This is a genomic window from Pantoea sp. MHSD4, from assembly GCF_021043305.1.
In the GTDB taxonomy this organism is placed as follows: Bacteria; Pseudomonadota; Gammaproteobacteria; order Enterobacterales; family Enterobacteriaceae; genus Pantoea; species Pantoea eucalypti.
In genome coordinates this window covers 61,455-81,598 of sequence record NZ_JAJNDH010000001.1, presented here as the reverse complement: position 1 = coordinate 81,598, position 20,144 = coordinate 61,455, and the positions used below count along the sequence as shown (strand labels likewise).

At 52.9% G+C, this 20,144-nt stretch carries 22 protein-coding genes and 1 other RNA gene; 15 read left to right on the top strand and 8 right to left on the bottom strand.

Going from position 1 to position 20,144, the window contains the following annotated elements; all coding sequences use genetic code 11:
* Nucleotides 1–228: 228 nt before the first annotated feature.
* On the top strand, nucleotides 229–1,848 hold the full coding sequence (nadB, locus tag LQK91_RS00410; protein WP_164913094.1) for an L-aspartate oxidase: 1,620 nt from the start codon (nucleotides 229–231) through the stop codon (nucleotides 1,846–1,848).
* On the opposite strand, the gene trmN is transcribed toward nadB, so the two are convergent.
* A complete protein-coding gene (trmN, locus tag LQK91_RS00405) occupies nucleotides 1,833–2,582 on the bottom strand; it encodes a tRNA(1)(Val) (adenine(37)-N(6))-methyltransferase TrmN (protein WP_078804675.1) in 750 nt (249 codons plus the stop codon). The two genes, nadB and trmN, sit on opposite strands and share 16 nt — an antisense overlap.
* A 164-nt stretch (nucleotides 2,583–2,746) precedes the next feature.
* Here trmN and srmB point away from each other — a divergent pair, with 164 nt between their 5' ends.
* On the top strand, nucleotides 2,747–4,075 hold the full coding sequence (gene srmB / locus LQK91_RS00400; protein ID WP_003848590.1) for an ATP-dependent RNA helicase SrmB: 1,329 nt from the start codon (nucleotides 2,747–2,749) through the stop codon (nucleotides 4,073–4,075).
* 217 nt (nucleotides 4,076–4,292) lie between these two features.
* Here the strand turns inward: srmB and grcA are convergent, their stop codons facing one another.
* Nucleotides 4,293–4,676, bottom strand: a complete 384-nt coding sequence (grcA, locus tag LQK91_RS00395; RefSeq protein ID WP_008926720.1) for an autonomous glycyl radical cofactor GrcA — start codon at nucleotides 4,674–4,676, stop codon at nucleotides 4,293–4,295.
* A 242-nt stretch (nucleotides 4,677–4,918) separates the two neighbouring features.
* Between grcA and ung the strand changes: the two genes are divergently transcribed.
* Entirely contained in the window at nucleotides 4,919–5,599 is a 681-nt protein-coding gene (ung, locus tag LQK91_RS00390; RefSeq protein WP_105098901.1) for a uracil-DNA glycosylase, read from the top strand.
* A gap of 59 nt (nucleotides 5,600–5,658) precedes the next feature.
* Here ung and grpE read toward each other — a convergent pair whose 3' ends face one another.
* Nucleotides 5,659–6,240 (bottom strand): nucleotide exchange factor GrpE, encoded by a 582-nt coding sequence (gene grpE, locus LQK91_RS00385; RefSeq protein WP_003848585.1) that lies wholly within the window; start codon nucleotides 6,238–6,240, stop codon nucleotides 5,659–5,661.
* Between the two features lie 122 nt (nucleotides 6,241–6,362).
* Between grpE and nadK the strand changes: the two genes are divergently transcribed.
* The 3 genes from nadK (at nucleotide 6,363) to bamE (ending at nucleotide 9,521) form a co-directional block, all read left to right on the top strand.
* Nucleotides 6,363–7,241, top strand: coding sequence for an NAD(+) kinase (gene nadK, locus LQK91_RS00380; RefSeq protein WP_003848582.1), 879 nt, complete (start codon nucleotides 6,363–6,365; stop codon nucleotides 7,239–7,241).
* 84 nt (nucleotides 7,242–7,325) lie between these two features.
* Complete coding sequence (recN, locus tag LQK91_RS00375; protein ID WP_146257611.1) at nucleotides 7,326–8,987, top strand: DNA repair protein RecN; 1,662 nt, start codon at nucleotides 7,326–7,328, stop codon at nucleotides 8,985–8,987.
* A 186-nt stretch (nucleotides 8,988–9,173) separates the two neighbouring features.
* Nucleotides 9,174–9,521: an outer membrane protein assembly factor BamE gene (gene bamE / locus LQK91_RS00370; RefSeq protein WP_003848578.1), complete on the top strand. Its 348-nt coding sequence runs from the start codon at nucleotides 9,174–9,176 to the stop codon at nucleotides 9,519–9,521.
* Nucleotides 9,522–9,617: 96 nt separating this feature from the next.
* Here bamE and LQK91_RS00365 read toward each other — a convergent pair whose 3' ends face one another.
* Together LQK91_RS00365 and LQK91_RS00360 are read right to left on the bottom strand one after the other, a co-directional pair.
* A complete protein-coding gene (locus LQK91_RS00365; protein WP_008926723.1) occupies nucleotides 9,618–9,911 on the bottom strand; it encodes an RnfH family protein in 294 nt (97 codons plus the stop codon).
* Entirely contained in the window at nucleotides 9,904–10,338 is a 435-nt protein-coding gene (locus LQK91_RS00360) for a type II toxin-antitoxin system RatA family toxin (protein ID WP_008926724.1), read from the bottom strand. The genes LQK91_RS00365 and LQK91_RS00360 overlap by 8 nt, the downstream gene beginning before the upstream one ends.
* Nucleotides 10,339–10,496: 158 nt before the next feature.
* On the opposite strand from LQK91_RS00360, the gene smpB reads away from it, so the two are divergent.
* The 3 genes from smpB (at nucleotide 10,497) to LQK91_RS00345 (ending at nucleotide 12,767) form a co-directional block, all read left to right on the top strand.
* Nucleotides 10,497–10,979, top strand: coding sequence for an SsrA-binding protein SmpB (gene smpB, locus LQK91_RS00355; protein WP_003848573.1), 483 nt, complete (start codon nucleotides 10,497–10,499; stop codon nucleotides 10,977–10,979).
* A 43-nt stretch (nucleotides 10,980–11,022) separates the two neighbouring features.
* Nucleotides 11,023–11,384, top strand: a transfer-messenger RNA (tmRNA) gene (gene ssrA, locus LQK91_RS00350).
* Nucleotides 11,385–11,576: 192 nt separating this feature from the next.
* Entirely contained in the window at nucleotides 11,577–12,767 is a 1,191-nt protein-coding gene (locus LQK91_RS00345; protein WP_105098900.1) for an integrase domain-containing protein, read from the top strand.
* 142 nt (nucleotides 12,768–12,909) lie between these two features.
* Here the strand turns inward: LQK91_RS00345 and LQK91_RS00340 are convergent, their stop codons facing one another.
* From LQK91_RS00340 to LQK91_RS00330, 3 genes are all read right to left on the bottom strand, one after another.
* The gene (locus LQK91_RS00340; RefSeq protein ID WP_105098899.1) at nucleotides 12,910–13,866 is read right to left on the bottom strand and encodes a hypothetical protein; all 957 of its coding nucleotides are present in this window, start codon (nucleotides 13,864–13,866) and stop codon (nucleotides 12,910–12,912) included.
* Nucleotides 13,867–14,408: 542 nt separating this feature from the next.
* Nucleotides 14,409–14,660 (bottom strand): ogr/Delta-like zinc finger family protein, encoded by a 252-nt coding sequence (locus LQK91_RS00335; RefSeq protein WP_105098897.1) that lies wholly within the window; start codon nucleotides 14,658–14,660, stop codon nucleotides 14,409–14,411.
* Complete coding sequence (locus LQK91_RS00330) at nucleotides 14,657–15,373, bottom strand: hypothetical protein (protein WP_105098896.1); 717 nt, start codon at nucleotides 15,371–15,373, stop codon at nucleotides 14,657–14,659. The genes LQK91_RS00335 and LQK91_RS00330 overlap by 4 nt, the downstream gene beginning before the upstream one ends.
* A gap of 521 nt (nucleotides 15,374–15,894) precedes the next feature.
* Here LQK91_RS00330 and LQK91_RS00325 point away from each other — a divergent pair.
* Genes LQK91_RS00325 through LQK91_RS00300 form a run of 6 tightly spaced genes read left to right on the top strand, consistent with a single transcriptional unit; the run spans nucleotide 15,895 to nucleotide 19,859 of the window.
* Nucleotides 15,895–16,152 carry a helix-turn-helix transcriptional regulator gene (locus LQK91_RS00325; protein ID WP_064703300.1) on the top strand — a complete coding sequence of 86 codons (258 nt, stop codon included), beginning with the start codon at nucleotides 15,895–15,897 and terminating at the stop codon, nucleotides 16,150–16,152.
* On the top strand, nucleotides 16,149–16,397 hold the full coding sequence (locus LQK91_RS00320; protein ID WP_105098895.1) for a hypothetical protein: 249 nt from the start codon (nucleotides 16,149–16,151) through the stop codon (nucleotides 16,395–16,397). Before LQK91_RS00325 ends, LQK91_RS00320 begins: the two co-directional genes overlap by 4 nt.
* A 13-nt stretch (nucleotides 16,398–16,410) precedes the next feature.
* Nucleotides 16,411–16,938, top strand: a complete 528-nt coding sequence (locus tag LQK91_RS00315) for a host cell division inhibitor Icd-like protein (RefSeq protein WP_105098894.1) — start codon at nucleotides 16,411–16,413, stop codon at nucleotides 16,936–16,938.
* Nucleotides 16,935–17,201 (top strand): hypothetical protein, encoded by a 267-nt coding sequence (locus LQK91_RS00310; protein ID WP_105098893.1) that lies wholly within the window; start codon nucleotides 16,935–16,937, stop codon nucleotides 17,199–17,201. The genes LQK91_RS00315 and LQK91_RS00310 overlap by 4 nt, the downstream gene beginning before the upstream one ends.
* Nucleotides 17,188–17,529, top strand: a complete 342-nt coding sequence (locus tag LQK91_RS00305) for a DUF5375 family protein (RefSeq protein ID WP_105098892.1) — start codon at nucleotides 17,188–17,190, stop codon at nucleotides 17,527–17,529. The genes LQK91_RS00310 and LQK91_RS00305 overlap by 14 nt, the downstream gene beginning before the upstream one ends.
* 14 nt (nucleotides 17,530–17,543) lie before the next feature.
* Nucleotides 17,544–19,859 carry a primase-helicase zinc-binding domain-containing protein gene (locus LQK91_RS00300; protein WP_105098891.1) on the top strand — a complete coding sequence of 772 codons (2,316 nt, stop codon included), beginning with the start codon at nucleotides 17,544–17,546 and terminating at the stop codon, nucleotides 19,857–19,859.
* The last annotated feature ends 285 nt before the right edge of the window (nucleotides 19,860–20,144 follow it).

The window sequence follows — 20,144 nt, the reverse complement described above, 5'->3', positions numbered from 1 at the left end:
CAGGCAGAGTAACCTATGACAAGAGCTTTTTCATCATTAAATCCTTTAGGTTTAATAAGTTTGCTATAAAAAACCACCTCGTTAGCAGCACGATTTTAACTTACTGATTATAGGTAACTTTGAGAAATTCACTGCCGAATAGCGTGAGCTGATGTTTAAAATACTTCACAGAAACCCCTATTGCGCTTATGCTCAGACGTATTCTTGTTTAGTAAATTAAACATTATGATGAATGTGACCCCGGATTATGAGTGCGATGTATTAATTGTTGGCAGCGGTGCCGCCGGTCTGTCGCTGGCGTTACGGCTGGCGAAGCATTGTCAGGTGACCGTACTCAGTAAAGCGCAGGTGAATGAGGGTTCAACGCTCTATGCCCAGGGCGGTATTGCTGCGGTGTTTGATGAGACGGATAGCATTGAGTCGCACATCGAAGATACGCTGATTGCTGGCGCAGGTTTATGCGACCGTGATGCTGTCTCGTTTATTGCCAGTAATGCGCGGCATTGCGTACAGTGGCTGATCGACAACGGCGTCGCGTTTGATCTCGACCCGCAGGCAGCGGGCGATATGCGCTATCACCTGACGCGCGAAGGCGGCCACAGTCATCGTCGCATCCTGCACAGCGCTGACGCCACCGGTCACGCGGTTGAAACCACGCTGGTGAGTCAGGCGCTCAGCCACCCCAACATCCGGATTCTCGAACGTACCAATGCGGTCGACCTGATTCTCTCAGATAAAATCGGCCTGCCGGGCACACGCCGGGTGGTCGGTGCATGGATCTGGAACCGCAATCGCGAGCGGGTCGAAACCTGTCGGGCACGAGCCGTTGTGGTCGCCACTGGCGGTGCCGCCAAAGTCTATCAATACACCACCAACCCCGATATCGCCTCCGGTGATGGCATCGCCATGGCGTGGCGCGCGGGCTGTCGGGTCGCCAATCTGGAATTTAACCAGTTCCACCCAACCTGCCTGTTTCATCCGCAGGCGCAGAATTTCCTGTTAACCGAAGCATTACGCGGTGAAGGTGCCTGGCTGCTGCGTCCCGATGGCAGTCGTTTCATGCCCGATTTTGATGAGCGTGCCGAACTGGCTCCGCGCGATATCGTCGCCCGGGCCATCGATCATGAAATGAAGCGGCTGGGTGTCGACTGTATGTATCTGGATATCAGCCACCAGCCTGAAGAATTTGTTCGCGCGCACTTCCCGATGATCTATGAGAAGTTGCTGACCTTTGGCTTTGACCTGACCAAAGAGCCCATCCCGATTGTGCCTGCCGCGCATTACACCTGTGGCGGTGTCATGGTCGATCAGCATGGTCAGACTGACGTCAATGGGCTCTATGCCATCGGTGAGGTGAGTTACACCGGCCTGCACGGCGCTAATCGCATGGCTTCGAATTCACTGCTGGAGTGTCTGGTTTATGGCTGGTCTGCGGCAGAAGCGCTGATCAAGACGCTGCCCGCCATTGAAGCCGTTACTGCATTGCCTGCATGGGATGAAAGCCAGGTCGATGACGCCGATGAGCGCGTGGTAATACAGCATAACTGGCACGAGCTGAGGCTATTTATGTGGGATTATGTCGGTATTGTCCGCACGACCCGGCGTCTGGAGCGGGCGTTGCGCCGCATTAACCTGCTTCAGCAGGAGATCGACGAATATTATTGCCATTTCCGCCTCTCCAATAATCTGCTGGAGCTGCGTAACCTGGTCCAGGTCGCTGACCTGATGGTGCGCTGCGCGCTGGAGCGGAAAGAGAGCCGTGGCCTGCACTTTATCCGCGACTACCCGGATTTACTGCCAGAGGCGCTGCCGACCATTCTGACACCACCGGGCTACATGAAGAGGTAAAACTCCCGCGTCAGGCTGCACCACTCATCGGAATAGCGGGTGTCCGGCGCGCGGATGGCCAGACGCTCCAGTAACGTTTCACCGGCCTGCGGTGAAAAAGCCAGCACAACGCGATGTGGCGGACGATGGGCATATTCCGCCACGTCCAGCCGGAAACGCAGATGCCAGCCATCCGCCTTAGCCAGATCGATAAACGCCTGGCCGGAAGCCGAGGGCAGCACGACACAGAACATCCCCTCCTCTTCAATCAGTAACGCGGCACTGCGTAGGAGCGTCTGATGGTCGAGCGAAGCCGTCGAGCGTGCGCTGTCGCGCGCCGCGGAGGAGCAGGCCACGCCCGGCGCGAAATACGGGGGATTGCTGACGATAAGCGAGTAACGTTTATCACACTGCTCAGCCCAGCCGGCGATATCCTGCTGATGCACCCGAATACGTTCGGGCCACGGCGACTGCTGCACATTCTCCTGCGCCTGCCCTGCGGCTTCCGGTTCTAACTCAACCGCATCGATTTCAACCGGCGACGGCGTGCGCTGTGCCAGCATCAGCGCGATAAGCCCGCTGCCGCTGCCAATATCCAGAATGCGCCTGACACCGGCAACGGGCGCCCAGGACCCGAGCAGAATGGCATCGGTGCCCACTTTCATCGCACAGCGATCGTGTGCGACAAAAAATTGTTTAAAGGTAAAACCGTTCTTGTTTAACTGTGGCCGTTCACGCGGCTTATCCTGCATCATTCGTCACTACCATCGTTTTTTCCTGCCGTACGGCAGCGCATGAGTGTAACGTGACGACAGAGGGAATTCACGCGACAGACACCCCCAGGCGCAGCCGAAACGGATTAACAGATGAAGATTCAGTCTGATCTGTCTATAATCAGCGCCCCAAACTGAGGTAGACCATGACAGTAACCACATTTTCCGAACTCGAACTCGACGAAAGCCTGCTACAAGCGTTGCAGGAAAAAGGCTTTACGCGCCCAACAGTGATCCAGGCTGCTGCAATTCCGCCCGCACTGGAGGGTCGTGACGTTCTGGGTTCGGCACCTACAGGGACCGGGAAAACCGCCGCGTATCTGTTACCGGCGTTGCAGCACCTGCTTGATTTTCCGCGCAAGAAATCCGGACCACCCCGCATCCTGATTGTGACCCCAACACGCGAACTGGCGATGCAGGTTGCCGATCATGCGCGTGAACTGGCGAAACATACCCATCTGGATATCGCCACGATCACGGGCGGCGTGGCTTACATGAACCATGCCGAAGTGTTCAGCGAAAACCAGGATATTGTCGTCGCCACCACCGGCCGACTGCTGCAGTACATCAAAGAAGAGAACTTTGACTGTCGCGCCGTAGAAACCCTGGTACTGGATGAAGCGGACCGCATGCTTGATATGGGCTTTGCCCAGGATATCGAAACCATCGCGGCTGAAACGCGCTGGCGTAAGCAGACCATGCTCTTTTCCGCCACGCTGGAAGGCGACAACATTCGCGACTTCGCCGAGCGTCTGCTGAACGATCCGGTAGAGCTGGAAGCGGACCCGAGCCGTCGTGAGCGCAAAAAAATTCAGCAGTGGTACTACCGCGCTGATGATCTGCAGCACAAGACAAAATTATTGATTCACCTGCTGAAACAGCCGGATGTGACGCGCTGCATCGTGTTCGTGCGTAAGCGTGAGCGTCTGCATGAGCTGGTGAGCTGGCTGCACGAAGCGGGGATTCGCAGCAGCTATCTTGAAGGCGAAATGGTGCAGGCGAAACGTAACGAAGCGATTAAGCGCCTGAGCGAAGGGCGCGTTAACGTGCTGGTTGCTACCGATATCGCGGCACGTGGCATTGATGTTGAGGATGTCAGTCACGTCTTTAACTATGACATGCCGCGCACCGCAGATACTTACCTGCACCGCATTGGGCGTACCGGTCGTGCGGGCCGTAAAGGCATCGCCATCTCACTGGTTGAAGCGCACGATTTCGTCCTGCTGGGCAAAATCACCCGCTATGTGAACGAGCCTATCAAAGCGCGTGTGATTGATGAGCTGCGTCCGGAAACGCGTGCGCCAAGTGCCAAAACCACGGGAAAACCGTCGAAAAAGGTACTGGCCAAACGTGCAGAGAAGAAAGCCAGCGAAACTGAAAAACCGCGGGTGAAAAACCGTCATCGTGATGCCAAAAATGTCGGCAAACGCCGCAAGGCTAGCGGCAGTACGCCAGCTAACGAGAATGCGGAATAAATCATCGCCGTCATAAAAAAATCGCCTCAATTGAGGCGATTTTTTTTATCTGATAATCAGTAATAACCTTTTCACACTGTTTTTCATGCCAGCGCGTTTTCTTTAAGGCGCGAGCATAACAATACCGGACGTTAAACTTCTTATCTCATTAATAATTAAGCTAAAGATTGCTGTGTGCGCTTTGCGTTTATTTTCATCACCTGATTAATCAGACTGCTTAAAGACTTTCAGTAAAGGTACGGGTGATGACGTCGCGCTGCTGCTCTGGTGTCAGTGAGTTAAAACGCACGGCATAGCCGGAAACACGAATGGTCAGCTGCGGATAGTTCTCAGGATGTTTAACCGCATCTTCCAGTGTTTCACGACGCAGAACGTTGACGTTCAGATGCTGTCCACCTTCAACCCGCACCTGAGGTTTAATTTCAACCGGCACTTCACGCCAGGCAAATTCGCCCAGTTCGCTGAGCGCGACAACCTGGTCTTCTTCATAGCCCGCTTTTGCACACAGGCAACGCGCCTGAGCTTTCTCTTCGTCCAGCAGCCAGAATGAGTTCAGTAACTGTGAGTTGTTTGATTGCGTGATCTGGATACCCGTGATCATGATTGCGTCTCCCGAATAAAACGTGAATACATCAAATTTGAGGCCCCGGTATAGCACTCTTTATTCCAGGCCTCTTTGACCTGTATCAATACGAATCAGGCATTCAGGCGGCTTTAACGCTAACCCGTTGATCTCAAAACCGCTGCCATTCAAAAATAGTTTGTATTATTAAAATTATTTTTGCCTTCAGGTCGACAGCAGGAACAGCTAAGCTTACGGCACTAACGTTAAGGGAGTTGAACATGGCTGAAAAGCTGACCTGGCACGACGTGCTGGCTGAAGAGAAAGAGAAACCCTATTTTATTGAGACGCTGAAGCAGGTCGCCGATCGGCGCGCCGAGGGTGTAACAGTCTATCCGCCGCAGAAAGATGTGTTTAACGCCTTTCGCCTGACAGAACTGGGCGACGTCAACGTTGTGATCCTGGGTCAGGATCCCTATCACGGGCCGAATCAGGCGCATGGACTGGCTTTTTCGGTGCTGCCCGGCGTTCAGGTGCCGCCCTCACTGCAGAATATCTATAAAGAGCTGGTACAGGATATTCCCGGCTTTGAAAAGCCCAACCACGGCTTTCTTGAGAGCTGGGCTAAACAGGGCGTGATGTTACTCAACACAGTGTTAACGGTTGAAGCGGGCAAAGCCCATTCTCATGCCCGATTCGGCTGGGAGACCTTTACGGATAATGTGATTGCGGCAATTAACCAGCACTGTGAAGGGGTGATTTTTTTACTGTGGGGTTCGCATGCCCAGAAGAAAGGCAGCATTATTGATCGCAAGCGCCATCATGTGTTGCAGGCACCGCATCCCTCGCCGCTTTCCGCGCATCGTGGCTTTTTCGGCAGCAAACACTTTTCGACCACCAATGAACTGCTGAGCGCAGCCGGTAAAAAACCGGTGGACTGGACGCCGGTCTTACCGGATTAACGCCAGAAAGCACACGGCCGCGTCAGTGCGCGGCCGTGTGACAGGATTCAGGCGTTGAATCAGCTTTTAGCTTTAGAAACCGCCACCATCGCCGGACGCAGCAGGCGACCATTCAGCGTATAGCCACGCTGCATCACCAGCATGACATGGTTAGGCTCAAACTCTTCAGACTCCATCATCGACATTGCCTGATGCACTTCCGGGTTAAATGGCACGCCCGTTTCGCCTACCACTTCAACACCGAATTTACGCACGGCACCCAGCAGGCCTTTCAGGGTCAGCTCAATCCCTTCGATCATGGATGCCAGCTGCGGGTCTTCTTTGTTTGCCACTTCCAGCGCACGTTCCAGGCTGTCGATGACTGGCAGCAGTTCGTTGGCAAACTTCTCCAGCGCAAATTTATGCGCCTTCTCAACGTCCATTTCGGCACGACGACGAATGTTCTCAACTTCAGCCTGCGCACGCAGCTGGGCATCGCGCACACCGGTTTGCGACTGCGCTAATTCAGCTTCGAGCTGAGCAATACGCTCATCACGCGGATCCACCTCTGCTGCTGTCTCCGCTTCCTGAGGTTGCTGCTGATCCTGCTGAATTTCGTCTGAGACTTGCTCGTTTGGGGTGTTCTGTTCTTTACTACTCATGAATTTCTCCGCGTTTTGCACATTCATTTCGCTGGTTGGCTTATTATGGGGATTGGTATGACGGATTCAAGGGAACCTATCACATTGCCTTGCCGTTTTGGCTTATAAGGAACACCGACCAGATGAACAAACACTTTAACTGCATTGGGATTGTGGGTCATCCGCGCCATCCTACTGCGTTAACCACGCATGAGATGCTCTGGCGCTGGCTGACGGCCAAAGGTTATCAGGTGATCGTTGAGAAGCAGATTGCCCAGGAGCTGTCGCTTCACGACGTACAGACGGGCACGCTGGCGGAGATTGGTCAGCAGGCTGATTTAGCCGTCGTGGTGGGTGGTGACGGCAATATGCTGGGCGCAGCGCGGGTGCTGGCGCGTTATGACATCAAAGTGATCGGCATTAACCGCGGTAATCTCGGTTTTCTCACTGACCTCGATCCGGATAACGCACAGCAACAGCTGGATGAGGTGCTGCAGGGCAACTATTTCGTCGAGAGCCGCTTTCTGCTGGAAGCGCAGGTGTGCAAATCTGACTGCTCGCCCCGTATCGGCTCTGCCATCAATGAAGTGGTGCTGCACCCTGGCAAAGTGGCACACATGATCGAATTTGAAGTTTACATTGATGAAGTGTTCGCCTTTTCCCAACGCTCAGACGGGCTGATTATCTCAACGCCCACCGGCTCTACAGCCTACTCACTCTCGGCGGGCGGCCCTATTCTGACGCCGTCACTGGAGGCGATTGTGCTGGTGCCGATGTTCCCGCATACGCTTTCCGCGCGGCCACTGGTGATCAACAGCAGCAGTACCATCCGTTTACGCTTTTCTTCACGTCGCAGTGACCTGGAGATCAGCTGTGACAGCCAGATTGCGCTGCCCATCCAGGAGGGCGAGGATGTACTGATTCGCCGCAGTGCCGGTCATCTTGATTTGATCCATCCTAAAAACTACAGCTATTTCAATACGCTGAGTTCGAAACTGGGCTGGTCAAAAAAATTGTTCTGAAAACCGGCCTCGCCTCTTTACTGGATAAAAAACCAGTTTATACTGTATGAAAAACCATATGTGTTTATTCATACAGGTGAACCTATGCTGGCCCAACTGACCATCAGTAATTTCGCTATCGTTCGTGAGCTCGACATTGATTTCCAACGCGGCATGACAGCTATCACGGGTGAGACCGGTGCCGGCAAGTCTATCGCCATTGATGCGCTGGGATTGTGTCTGGGCGGTCGTGCTGATGCTGACATGGTGCGTCAGGGAGCCAGCCGGGCTGACCTCTGTGCCCGCTTCCAGCTTAAGTCCTCCCCTTCTGCCCAGCGCTGGCTGGTCGATAATCATCTGGATGAGGGCAACGAGTGCCTGCTGCGCCGGGTAATCAGCGCTGACGGACGTTCCCGTGGCTTTATCAATGGCACAGCCGTGCCGCTCTCTCAGCTGCGCGACCTCGGCCAGTTGCTGATTCAGATCCACGGTCAGCATGCCCATCAGCTTCTGCTTAAACCTGATCATCAGAAACATCTGCTGGATGCCTATGCCGGTCACGACGATCTGCTGCAGCAAATGCGCGCCAGCTATCAGACCTGGAATCAGAGCTGTCGCACCCTGGCGCTGCATCAGCAGCAGGCGCAGGAACGCGAATCACGTCGCGAGCTGTTGCAGTATCAGCTGAAAGAGCTGAACGACTTCGCGCCGCAGCCGGGTGAATATGAGCAGATCGATGAAGAGTACAAGCGTCTGGCTAACAGCGGACAACTGCTGTCGACCAGCCAACAGGCACTGCAGCTGTTAGCAGACAGCGATGACACGAATCTCAACAGCCTGCTCTATACGGCGCGTGAGATGATTTCTGAACTGACTTCGCTGGATGAGAAGCTGAACGGCGTGCACAACCTGCTGGAAGAAGCCGCGATTCAGCTGACCGAAGCCAGCGATGAGCTGCGTCACTACTGTGACAGCCTGGATATGGATCCCAACCGCCTGTATGAGCTGGAAAAGCGTATCTCACGTCAGATCGCGCTGGCCCGTAAGCATCACGTCACGCCGGAAGGTCTGCCCGAACTGCATCAGCAATTGCTGGCAGAAGCGGAGCTGCTCTCACAGCATGAAAGCGATCAGGAGAGCCTGCAGTCACTGGTGGGTGAACATTATCAGGCCGCGCTGAAAAACGCAGAGCAACTGCATCAGCAGCGCAGCCACTTTGCTGACGAACTGCAGCAGCTGATCACCCAGAGTATGCATCTGCTCTCCATGCCGCACGGCCAGTTTAAAATTGCGCTGACCTTTAATCCGGATCAGCTCACGGCAGACGGCGCGAGCCGCGTCGATTTCCAGGTCACCACTAACCCAGGCCAGCCACTGCAGCCTCTGGGCAAAGTGGCTTCGGGTGGTGAACTGTCGCGTATCGCGCTGGCAATTCAGGTGATTACCGCGAAGAAAATGGAAACACCGGCGATGATTTTCGATGAAGTGGATGTCGGCATCAGCGGCCCGACCGCTGCCGTGGTCGGTAAACTGCTGCGTCAGTTGGGTGAATCGACCCAGGTGATGTGTGTGACTCACCTGCCGCAGGTGGCCGGTTGTGGTCATCAGCACTTCTACGTCAGCAAAGAGACCGATGGCGCAATGACTGAAACCCATATGCAGCCACTGGACAAGCGGGCGCGTCTGCAGGAACTGGCGCGACTGCTGGGCGGCAGCGAGGTCACACGCAATACCCTGGCCAACGCAAAAGAACTTTTAGCCGCATAGCAGCGCACTTTTTTAACCCTCCGTGGTCATATGCTTGCTCTGTAGAGGTTTCCAACAGCGAAAAGGTTTATTATCATCGGCACTTATGTCGCCAGAGTAATAAAGCCTGCCGCAGGCAGAGTTCAGATTTTGATGGCAAGAAAGCCGCCTTTAAAAGGCGTTTGGCCCCGGAAAAGGAATGTATAGATGCGCTGTAAAACGCTGACTGCCGCGGCAGTAGTAATGTTGATGATGACCGCCGGATGTTCCACCTTAGAGCGCGTGGTCTATCGTCCTGATATCAACCAGGGGAACTATCTGGTTGCCAACGATGTGGCCAAGATTCATACCGGTATGACACAGCAGCAGGTGGCTTACACGCTCGGTACGCCGATGATGAAAGATCCGTTTGGCAGCAACGTCTGGTATTACGTTTTCCGTCAGGAACCAGGTCATGAGGGCGTAAAACAGCAGACGCTGACGCTGACCTTTGATGGTAATGGCGTTCTGACTAATATCGACAACAAGCAGAATCTGTCACAGAACAACGACTGATTGTCCGTAAGATTGTCAGAAACAACAGACAGCAAAAAGGCGCACTGAGCGCCTTTTTTTATGCCGGGTATCCGCTGTATCTGATGGGATAAGGGCTTATTTTTTGCTTTCTGCCGCTCGTTCTGCGCGCTGCCGGCGTAACTCTTTAGGATCGGCAATCAGCGGACGATAGACTTCGATACGATCGCCCTCATTCACCACATCATCCAGCTTCACTGGCCGACTGTAGATGCCGACCTTGTTACTGGCGAGGTCAATCTCACGACGCAGTTCAAGTAGTCCTGATTTGAGGATGGCCTGTTCAATCGTGCTGCCCTGCTCCACTTTCACATAGAGCTGATACTGCTTTTCAGGCAAGGCATAGACCACCTCGACGGAGATATCAGGCACGGTAAACCTCTTTGGCGCGCTGTGTGAAAGCCTGCACCATGCTGTTGGCCAGCTCTTTGAAGATCCGCCCAAAGGCCATCTCTACCAGCATGTTGGTGAACTCGAACTCCAGGCTTAACTCAACCTTGCAGGCGTCATCGCCCAGCGAGACGAACTTCCAGCCGCCAGTCAGCTTGCGGAACGGACCATCAACCAGTTGCATATGGATGCTCTGGTTATCCGTCAGGGTATTGCGGGTGGTAAACGTTTTGCTGATGCCCGCTTTCGACACATCCACGGACGCCGTCATCTGATTCTCAGACGCATCCAGCACGCGGCTTCCGGTGCAACCCGGCAGGAATTGCGGATAGGCATCCACATCATTTACAAGTTGGTACATCTGCCCGGCACTAAACGGGACCAGCGCCGAACGACTAATCTGAGCCATAATGGTTCCTGTTCATCACAAAACCGCTGAATAATAGCATTTTCAGCGATTAAACAAAAATGTCCCCGAGTGAGGGTGTGCTAGAATATCCCGTTTCCTGCCGCCCCGCTGGACTGGGGATGCGATAACCGACTAAGTGATGTAAAATACGCCGCACTATGACAAAGAAAAAAGCACACAAACCCGGTTCTGCCACTGTTGCCATGAACAAACGCGCCCGCCACGAGTACTTCATTGAAGAGGAGTATGAAGCGGGATTGTCGTTACAAGGATGGGAAGTTAAGTCACTTCGTGCCGGTAAAGCCAACATCAGCGACAGCTATATTCTGCTGCGCGATGGCGAAGCCTTTCTGTTCGGTTCAACCTTTCAACCCTTAGCCGTTGCCTCCAGCCATGTGGTCTGTGACCCGACGCGCAGCCGAAAGCTGCTGCTGAAGCAACGTGAACTTGATTCACTGTATGGCCGCGTTAACCGCGAAGGTTACACCATCGTGGCGCTGTCGCTGTACTGGAAAAACGCCTGGTGCAAACTGAAGATTGGTGTTGCACGCGGTAAGAAAGAGCACGACAAGCGCGACGATATCAAAGACCGTGAATGGAAACTGGATAAAGCACGTATCATGAAGAATTCAAAGCGTTAAGCACTGGATTTTGATTTGTTTTGTTGCTAGTATTTGAAGTTCTGGGGCTGATTCTGGACTCGACGGGATTGTGAAGCCTTAGGAGCATGCCGAGGGGCGGTTTGCCTCGTAAAAAGCCGCAAAAAAATAGTCGCAAACGACGAAAACTACGCTTTAGCAGCTTAATAACCTGCTTTTAGCCTTCTCTCCCTAGCTTCCGCTCTTAAGACGGGGATCAAGAGAAGTCAAACCCAAAAGAGATCGCGTGGATGCCTTGCCTGGGGTTGAAGCGTTAAATCCAATCAGGATAGTCTGTTAGTGGCGTGTCTGTTCGCAGCTAACCGGCGAATGTAAAAACTGACTAAGCATGTAGTGCCGACGGTGTAGTAATTTCGGACGCGGGTTCAACTCCCGCCAGCTCCACCAAAATTCTTCAAAGATGGTTCCAGTGCCATCCGTAGAAGTCCTAAGAGCCCGCACGGCACAAGCCCTGCGGGCTTTTTTGTGTCTGTAACCTTCCGAGGCGATCCGCCTGAATCCAGAGATAATTGGTACACGTTTAGGTACACGCTATAATGTGGGCCAAAAACGTGTACCAATTATGGACGGAAACCAGTCATGGCGCGGATGACACGCCCCCTCACTAACAACGAAATCCTCAAAGCTAAGCCTCAAGAAAAAGACTTCACTCTGCACGATGGTGACGGGCTTTTCATGCTCGTGAAAACATCAGGTAAGAAGCTATGGCGTTTTCGCTATCAACGGCCAAATAGCAGCAGCCGCACAAATCTCAGCCTTGGCTCTTACCCTGCCCTGACGCTCGCTGTTGCACGCCAGATGCGTGACCAATATTTGTCGCTGCTTGCGCAAGGGATCGACCCGCAAAAACAGCAAGAGGAAGTATCAGAGCAACGGCAAATTGAGCTGGATAGCATTTTTTCAGTTGTTGCCGGAAGGTGGTTCCAGCTTAAGAGCAAAAGCGTTACCGAAGATTATGCGAAGGATATTTGGCGATCGCTGGAAAAGGATGTCTTTCCCGCTATTGGTGAAATTCCTGTCCAACTACTTAAAGCTAGAACGATAGTAGAATCGCTTGAGCCTATCAAAGCGCGCGGAGCGCTTGAGACAGTTCGCCGTCTTGTTCAGCGTATTAACGAGATCATGATTTATGCGGTCAACACCGGGTTGATTGATGCTAACCCTGCTTCAGGTGTTGGGATGGCTTTTGAAAAACCCAAAAAGCAAAACATGCCGACATTACGACCGGAAGAACTGCCAAAGCTAATGCGTTCATTAGTGATGTCCAATCTCTCAATAGCCACCCGATGTTTAATAGAGTGGCAACTACTCACCCTGGTAAGACCTTCAGAAGCCTCGGGAACAGAGTGGGCAGAAATCGACTTAGATTCGAAACTTTGGGTTATTCCAGCTGAACGCATGAAGGCCAAGCGCGAACATGTCGTTCCTTTATCAAAACAAGCTCTCGATATTCTTGAGGTTATGCGGCCTCTCAGCGGCAAACGACAATATGTTTTTCCAAGCCGTAACGATCCCAAACAACCAATGAATAGCCAAACTGCGAATGCCGCATTAAAGCGCATAGGCTATGGCGGCAAGTTGGTTGCTCATGGTTTGCGTTCCATAGCGAGCACAGCGCTCAACGAAGCTAGCTTTAATCCTGATGTCATCGAGTCAGCTCTTGCACATACTGATAAAAACGAAGTTAGGCGAGCGTACAACCGTTCTACCTATCTCGAACAGCGTAAAGAGATGATGAGTTGGTGGGGTACTTTTACCTATAAAAGTTAGCCTAATATGAAATTTTTTATCTTAGATTTGACGTGACACAACTATGGCACAGAGCCAAACCTAATCTGACAGGCAGCTTTGTGCCAAAAGCGGGCGTTACTGACTACCTAGTTAAGGCCCAATATTGAGCCTTAATTTAATCTTAACTCCCTAATAAAATTTCAACTTCCTTCGCAACTCTATTGATCTTTTGAATCATGATATTTGAAGGGATTAAATCCTGACCATGAACCAAAGCGTTGCGATATCTTATTATTTCTCTCAAGTCATTACTCAACCGAATATCAATGCACCCACATTTAACTAGCTCATTTAACGCAATGGAAATAGATCGATGCTTTTTGAATTTTCTAGAAGAGCTATAATATGGAGCCTGATTTAAATTAATACCAATGGATTGGGCTTGATCAGAATACAGTTTATCAAGTAGCCTATTGATGAATAATTCTAACTGATTAAATTTGTGCAGAAATAGAGTGAGAGAGGCCGTGGTGTCAGCATATTTTTGGTTTTCATTTTTTTCCTCAATCGTATCACTATCATTGATTTTTCTTTCATTTTCATTCATATGCAGCGAGGGCTGAGTAGCGGAATTTTTATTTTTTTCATACTCGTCTATGGATTTCTTGATTTCCTCACTTGCTTTTTCAATTTTATCCAAACGCAGGACATATAAGATAAAATAAAAAAAAAGGAAAATCGTAATTATGAAAAATGCCGCACACAAATTTTTAGACACAATTCTAACTATGTCCAACTTATCATCAAATGACACCAAAGTAAAAACAGCCAATAGAATTGTTGATAATGAAAAAAAAGTTAACGAAAATAACAAAACTCTTTCATTATTTTGAGTTAAATTTATCGCATCTATTTTAGTTGGGTCGCTTTCTTTCTGTTTGTCTTGGTTATTCCTGAGGAAAATATAACCTGTAACTGTTAGGCCATAAATAGCGGCAATCACTTGCGCTTGCGTAGAATATATATACAATTTTTTTTCTTCACTAAGTAAATACCAAGGACTCTCGAACCCCTGATATATCCATAAAAAAGAAACAATCGATGTTAATAAAAATAAAAGAGTAATAGTCAGTTTCACTTTAAGCTACCCTGCTGATGTGATGTGTTCAGTTTTGATGACCTATTTTGATGAGGTTTTGAGAACCAATCAATAGCCAATGATAAAAAAGGGTGTGACCTGCTCTCCGTTGATTAACACGTCGCAATATTAGTAATGCGACTATTTGGCTGCGAGAGCAACGGCGAACTACGCTCATTGCTCTAATCAGACTGTCAGATTTGATTGTATGCTGCCAATGAAAACTGTCAGCTCAAGTTTGAGCTAGTACACATAAAAGAAAGCTGATTACGCCCAGGAATTGAATAAATAGGCGAGCGCGCAATGCTATCCCCGCCACGCCTACCCGCTTTATGTGCCGCTTTTCATGCAGGTGTATTGTGTAGGCCAGGCCGAGCCCTATATGGCCTGAACGGGGGAAAGCGCTAAATGATTTTGCATGCAGATCCATGCACGCTATGCATGCACGGCTCTTTACAAAGCGGCTCGCCAGAAAAAAGGCTTCAGTAAGACAAAGGACAGGAATAAAAAAGCCGCTGGTTATGCAGCGGCAGTGTGAGGGATTAATGAATCTGGCGGAATGCAGAGCCATAACGGCCCAGCGTCTGGCGTTCTCTTGCTGTTTCCGGTGATGGTACCGGTATTTTTTCCGGCTGTGGCGGTGCGGTGATCACCTTTGTGATGCTCTCATTTGTCTTGAAAGTACAGGAGCAGTCGAGGTTAGTGCACTGGTGATAACGCTCTTTTACCTGCTCTGACATATAGCGGCTAGATTTGGTATGTGCCGCACTTTTGCAGTAGGGACAGTGCATCATTTCTGGCTGCCCTCCTGAAGTTTTGCACGCTGCGCCCGGATTGATTCAGCCAGCTTCTGGCGGCGCATAGGATGGCGGTAAAGCTCCATATCAATACCCGTAAGCGGCGGGCGATACAGACCAATATTCTCCAGCAGCGGAGCCTCATTTAGTATGCTGTCTGGCAGAGCAGCCGCCGCCCGCGTCAGCGCTTCACCGACCAGATATGCCACGTCCTTAATACTATCCCGGTCGTCTCCGGCAAACGTCGGGGAAAGCTCTTCACGACGGAGACGCAGCTTAATGGCCCACAGCAGCGACGGACTTATGTTACGCAGGGCTGACTGCCAGTGCACATCCGCAAACCCGGTAAAAGCCTCCCGGTGCGATTCAATATACTCTTTACCACTGCCGCAGCATTTCAGCATCGCCTCCTGCTTATCCAGCGCCAGCTCTTTAAGCAGCCCGCCGAACTCATCTGCCAGTTCACGGCTGGCGATGCGCTGAGAATGTTGGGCGCGCAGCTCGTCAGTGAGATTGCCTCGCAGGTTGCGAAAGCTCGTACGCCAGTTGCTCTCGGCTTCTTTCCCTGCCTCTATGGCTGCCTGATGTTCTTTTTCACAGCGGGCGATATCGGCGCAGATGCCGTTATAGGCTTTCATCCTTTCGGTATGTTCAGCGCGGGCTTTCTCGAAGCGTTCCAGTGATGCAGGTTTCTGTTCCGGGGTGGTCATGATTCTCTCTCATCGTCTGTAAAGGATGAGGCCATTCTGTCGTGTACCACAGGACAACGCATTTCATTGCTTTCCGCCTGTCGATGAACAAACACGGGCATAACCCGGTAGGAGGTGGCCCTTAACTGATAATATTTCTTATATAACTGTTCACTGGTATTCACTGAGATAAAAAAGATAATAAATACAGTCATTAAGGAAGTGAACACTTTAAAACCAAGTATTCACTGAGTATTCACCTGTGTTCACACAGCCTCAGATAACAGCTTTTTTCTGGCGAGCCTTTTTCAGATTTTAATTCTATTAATAAAAGCTTTTTAATCGCTGAAAGCTCTTAAAAGGCAAACGCTGGCAAACGTTGGCAAACAAAGGCAAACAGGAGGTAAGAGAAGTGCTTTTTGCTCATTTTTCAGCAATCAGGGGGTTGTTTACTTCACCAGAAATATAACCAGAATAGGGAGTTACCTGAAGACACCACCGGAACCGGACAGCACCGGCCGGACTCATAATGAGGTAACACCATGCACGCAGTTTCATCCGTACCGGCTCCCGCCATTCCCGCAATCCGCGACGCCGTTTTCCCGCGCGACCGCTTCATGCGCCTGCCGGAAGTCATCAGCACCTGCGGTCTGTCACGCTCAACCATTTACGACTTAATCAGCCGGGAGCAGTTCCCGTCGCAGATTTCCCTCGGCGGTAAAAACGTCGCCTGGCTGGCGTCAGAGATTGACGGCTGGATGCAGGCCCGCATCGCACAGCGCGCCGGAGGTACAGCATGATTACACTGAATTTCGGCACAACAACCTTTCCGCTCACCCGCAAAGAAGCTGCCTTTGTCGCGGAAAGTCTGACGACAGCGGTCAGCGGCAAACCCGTCACGGCACTGGCTTTTACCAGTGGAACGCACGGCCATATTTACGTGCTAAGTAAAAAAGCTAAGCCTGCCAGGCAGCAGGCGAAGAAAGAGAACGGGGAATTCCGATCAAATCCGCCGCAATCCGACCACGTCCTGACCGGTTGTTGAGGAAAACGCCCCGATGAGTGAAATAAGGCTTTTCTCTGGCAAGCGGCCGGTATACAGTTTTCGTGCTGCCGCAAAATCGGCAGCCGGGCGTAGGAACCCGAGTTACTCAATGGCGACACCAGACGCGCCATGCGTCTTTTTTTGTGTCTATGCCTCGGTGCACTCATTATCCGGGCAACGGTTCTTTAACCGTTGCGCCGTCTGCGTAATGGTGGCCCGGGCGGGGCAGCCTTCGGGCTGGCCGGTATCCATTGAGGCCGGTATTCCTACCCCCGTCCGGGCTGCCACCCATGAGCGTAGGAACTCCGGTGGTAGCAGCAACCGCTACTCAATGGAGATTGTCGACATGACAACGGCCCTTACTGCCGCTCACCCCGAATTCACCTTTATTTTTGCCGCCGTGCGCCGCACTGATGCCGCCGCCCGTCCCTGCATGTTGCGTACTGTCGCAGGCGATGAGCGCAGCGCCCGCGCCACCCTCGCCCGTGATTACGTCCTGTCCTTTGCCGGTCGTCTGCCGGCTAAGGCGGTGGCGGCATGAATACCCTTTCTCAACACCTGAATAACCATGACACCTACCCTATTCCCCATGCTGACTATCTGCGCCTGCTGCACGCGCACACGGTCGGCGTGACTGTACTCGATATGTTCGACTCGGTGAACTGCCTGAACGCGCGCAGCTGCGTGCCGGACGGCGCGGCGCTTGCCTCGGTCGTCGCCCTGCTCACCGACCAGCTCGGTAAAGTTGTTGAAACCTGTGAATCCCGCATGTTAGCCACGGAGGCCCGCCATGATGACCGTTAATCACTCCTGCCTGCCCGTTGAAGTACGCACCGCCGTTTACCGCCGCGCGCTGGCGCAGGGCTACCTGAATACCTGCAAAAACCTCGGCATCACCGTGTCAGCCACGCTCGATGAGCTTCAGATGACCATCGCCCTTGAACTGGAAAACTTTTATGTGCGCCGTCACGGCCCTGATGCGGGCATGGAGATGGCCTGCACGATGCTGGGCGATATGGTTGAGCCGGACCTGCTGACCGCGCCGCCGCGGCTGACACAGCTCGGTGTCAACATGATGGATGAGCTGTTCTGCAGCCAGCTTGCGGCCGCCAGCTGCATCACGCTGCACTGAGGGAGAACGCACAAATGAAACATATCGTCTCTGACACCGTAAAGGCGGCTACCGGATTCTGGCCGCAGCTTCTGCCCGCCCTCGGCATCAGCGTGCACGCCGGGGGGCGGCACGGTGCCTGCCCGGCGTGCGGCGGTAAAGACCGCTTCCGCTTCGACAATCAGGACGGGCGCGGAACCTGGCTGTGTAACCAGTGCGGGGCCGGTGACGGCCTTAACCTGGTAGAAAAGGCGCTCAGTATCAGCGCTAAAGAGGCCGCCATGAAGGTGGCCGGAATGCTCGGCACGCTGCCGGAGTCAGCCCCGTTTATGCATGATGAAGCCGCAGACAAAAGCCGCGCGCAGGCAGACACCGCCGCACGGGCGCAGGCACTTATCGCCGCCGCCATCAGCCGCACGGATAACGCCTACCTTTCATCGAAAGGGCTGCACGGTACGCAGGCGCTCACGCTTGCTGATGCGCTGCGCTGTGGTGGCATCAGCTTTGCCGCCGGGGATGTGCTCATTCCGTTGACCGGCGAAGACGGCACGGCAGTTAACGTGCAGCTCATCAGCGCCACAGGCGATAAGCGCACCCTTCCCGGCGGGCAGGTGAAAGGCACGTACTGGCTGGCAGGCGAGCCGGGCGACAAAACGCTGTGGCTCACTGAGGGCTACGCCACCGGCCTGACCGTGCACCGGCTGACCGGGCAGGCGGTTTACGTGGCGCTGAGCGCCAACAACCTGCCCGCGCTGGCAAAGCGGCTACGTAAGTCATACCCCGGTGCGCTGATGCTGATTGCCGCCGACCGTGACGACAACGGAACCGGCCAGTTAAAGGCAGAGGAAGCGGCGAAAGCCTGTGGCGGTAAAGCCGCCCTGCCGCCAGTTGCGGGTGACTGGAACGACGTGTGGCAGATGCAGGGTGATATCACTACGCAGGCGCAGCTCACTGCCTTCACGCAGCCGCAGCCACTCAGCCCGTTTGAATCCGTCAGCGAGGCTGACCTGAAGGCCATGAGCGCCAGCCAGAAAGCCGAGTTGCTGGTCGCCCATTACGGAGATGCTCTGGCCGTGCCGCCGGTCGGGGAGGAAATCTGCCGCTATGAGAACGGCGCATGGCAGGTGATGGAGGCGAAGACGCTGCGCCGGGAAATCGCCGCGCTGTTTCAGAAGGTGCGCGCACCGTTCTCGGCCGCCGGTATCGGCAGCGTGCTGGACACGCTCAAGCTGATGGTGCCGCAGATGGGTGAACCGTCCCGCCGCCTGATTGGTTTCCGTAACGGCGTGTATGACACCACAACAGGCACCTTCAGCACGCACCGCCGAGAGCACTGGCTGCGCACCGTCAACAGCGTGGACTACACCGCGCCGCGTCCCGGTGAAAACCTCGCAGACCACGCCCCGGCCTTCTGGCGCTGGTTAACGCGGGCCGCCGGGCATAATCACGACAAGCAGGAGCGCATCCTCGCGGCGTTATTTATGGTGCTGGCAAACCGCTATGACTGGCAGATGTTTCTTGAGGTCACCGGCCCCGGCGGCAGCGGTAAAAGCGTCATGGCCTCAATAGCCACTCTGCTGGCCGGTAAAGACAACACTACGTCAGCCACTATCGACACGCTGGAATCCTCCCGCGAGCGCGCCAGCGTAGTGGGATTTTCACTGATTATCCTGCCCGATCAGGAAAAATGGAGCGGCGATGGCGCGGGCATTAAGGCTATTACCGGCGGCGATGCGGTAGCAATCGATCCGAAATACCGTGACGCCTATTCAACGCACATCCCGGCGGTGATTCTGGCGGTGAACAACAATCCGATGCGCTTCAGCGATCGCAGCGGCGGCGTATCGCGCCGCCGGGTAATTCTGACGTTCCCGGAAGTGATACCGGCAAAAGAGCGTGATCCGCAGCTGCTTGATAAAATCAGCACCGAGCTGGCCGTGATTGTCCGTCATCTGATGCAGCGTTTCAGCAGACCCGACGATGCGCGAGAGTTACTACAGGAGCAGCAGACTTCCGGCGAAGCACTGGAGATTAAACGACAGGCTGACCCGCTGGTTGATTTTTGTGGCTACCTGATGCCACTGAGCACTCCGAACGGGCTGTTTATCGGTAACGCCAATATTCGCCCGATAAACCCGAAGCGCTATCTCTATCATGCGTATCTGTCGTTTATGGAATCGCGGGGGCATCAGCACCCGCTCAGTCTGACGGCTTTTGGTCAGGCTGTGCCGCAGACGCTGAAAGAGTATGAGCGGGTACTACTCAAGCGCAGAACGAATAACGGTATACAAACTAATCTCACTCTACATGAAAACAGCGAAGCGGATTGGTTGCCCACATGTAGTGTCTGATAACATCATTACACGCAAACCGGCTTAGGCCGGTTTTTTTATATTTGCTGCAATTATTAATGTCAGCCAAGGTCCGCTAAGAGCGACAAGCGGAAATTAACATATCTGTTAAAAGGCCAAATTTATCGATCCATTAGACTACGACTCTATGGCGCTAAGTTACTATATACACACATAATTATTTTAACTATCTTTTAACAGGCTCTGATGCTTTCCCACTCTTTAGCTTTACGGCAAAATATTATAGTGTAATCTTCTTTAAACTTTTGTCTGATAACACGTATC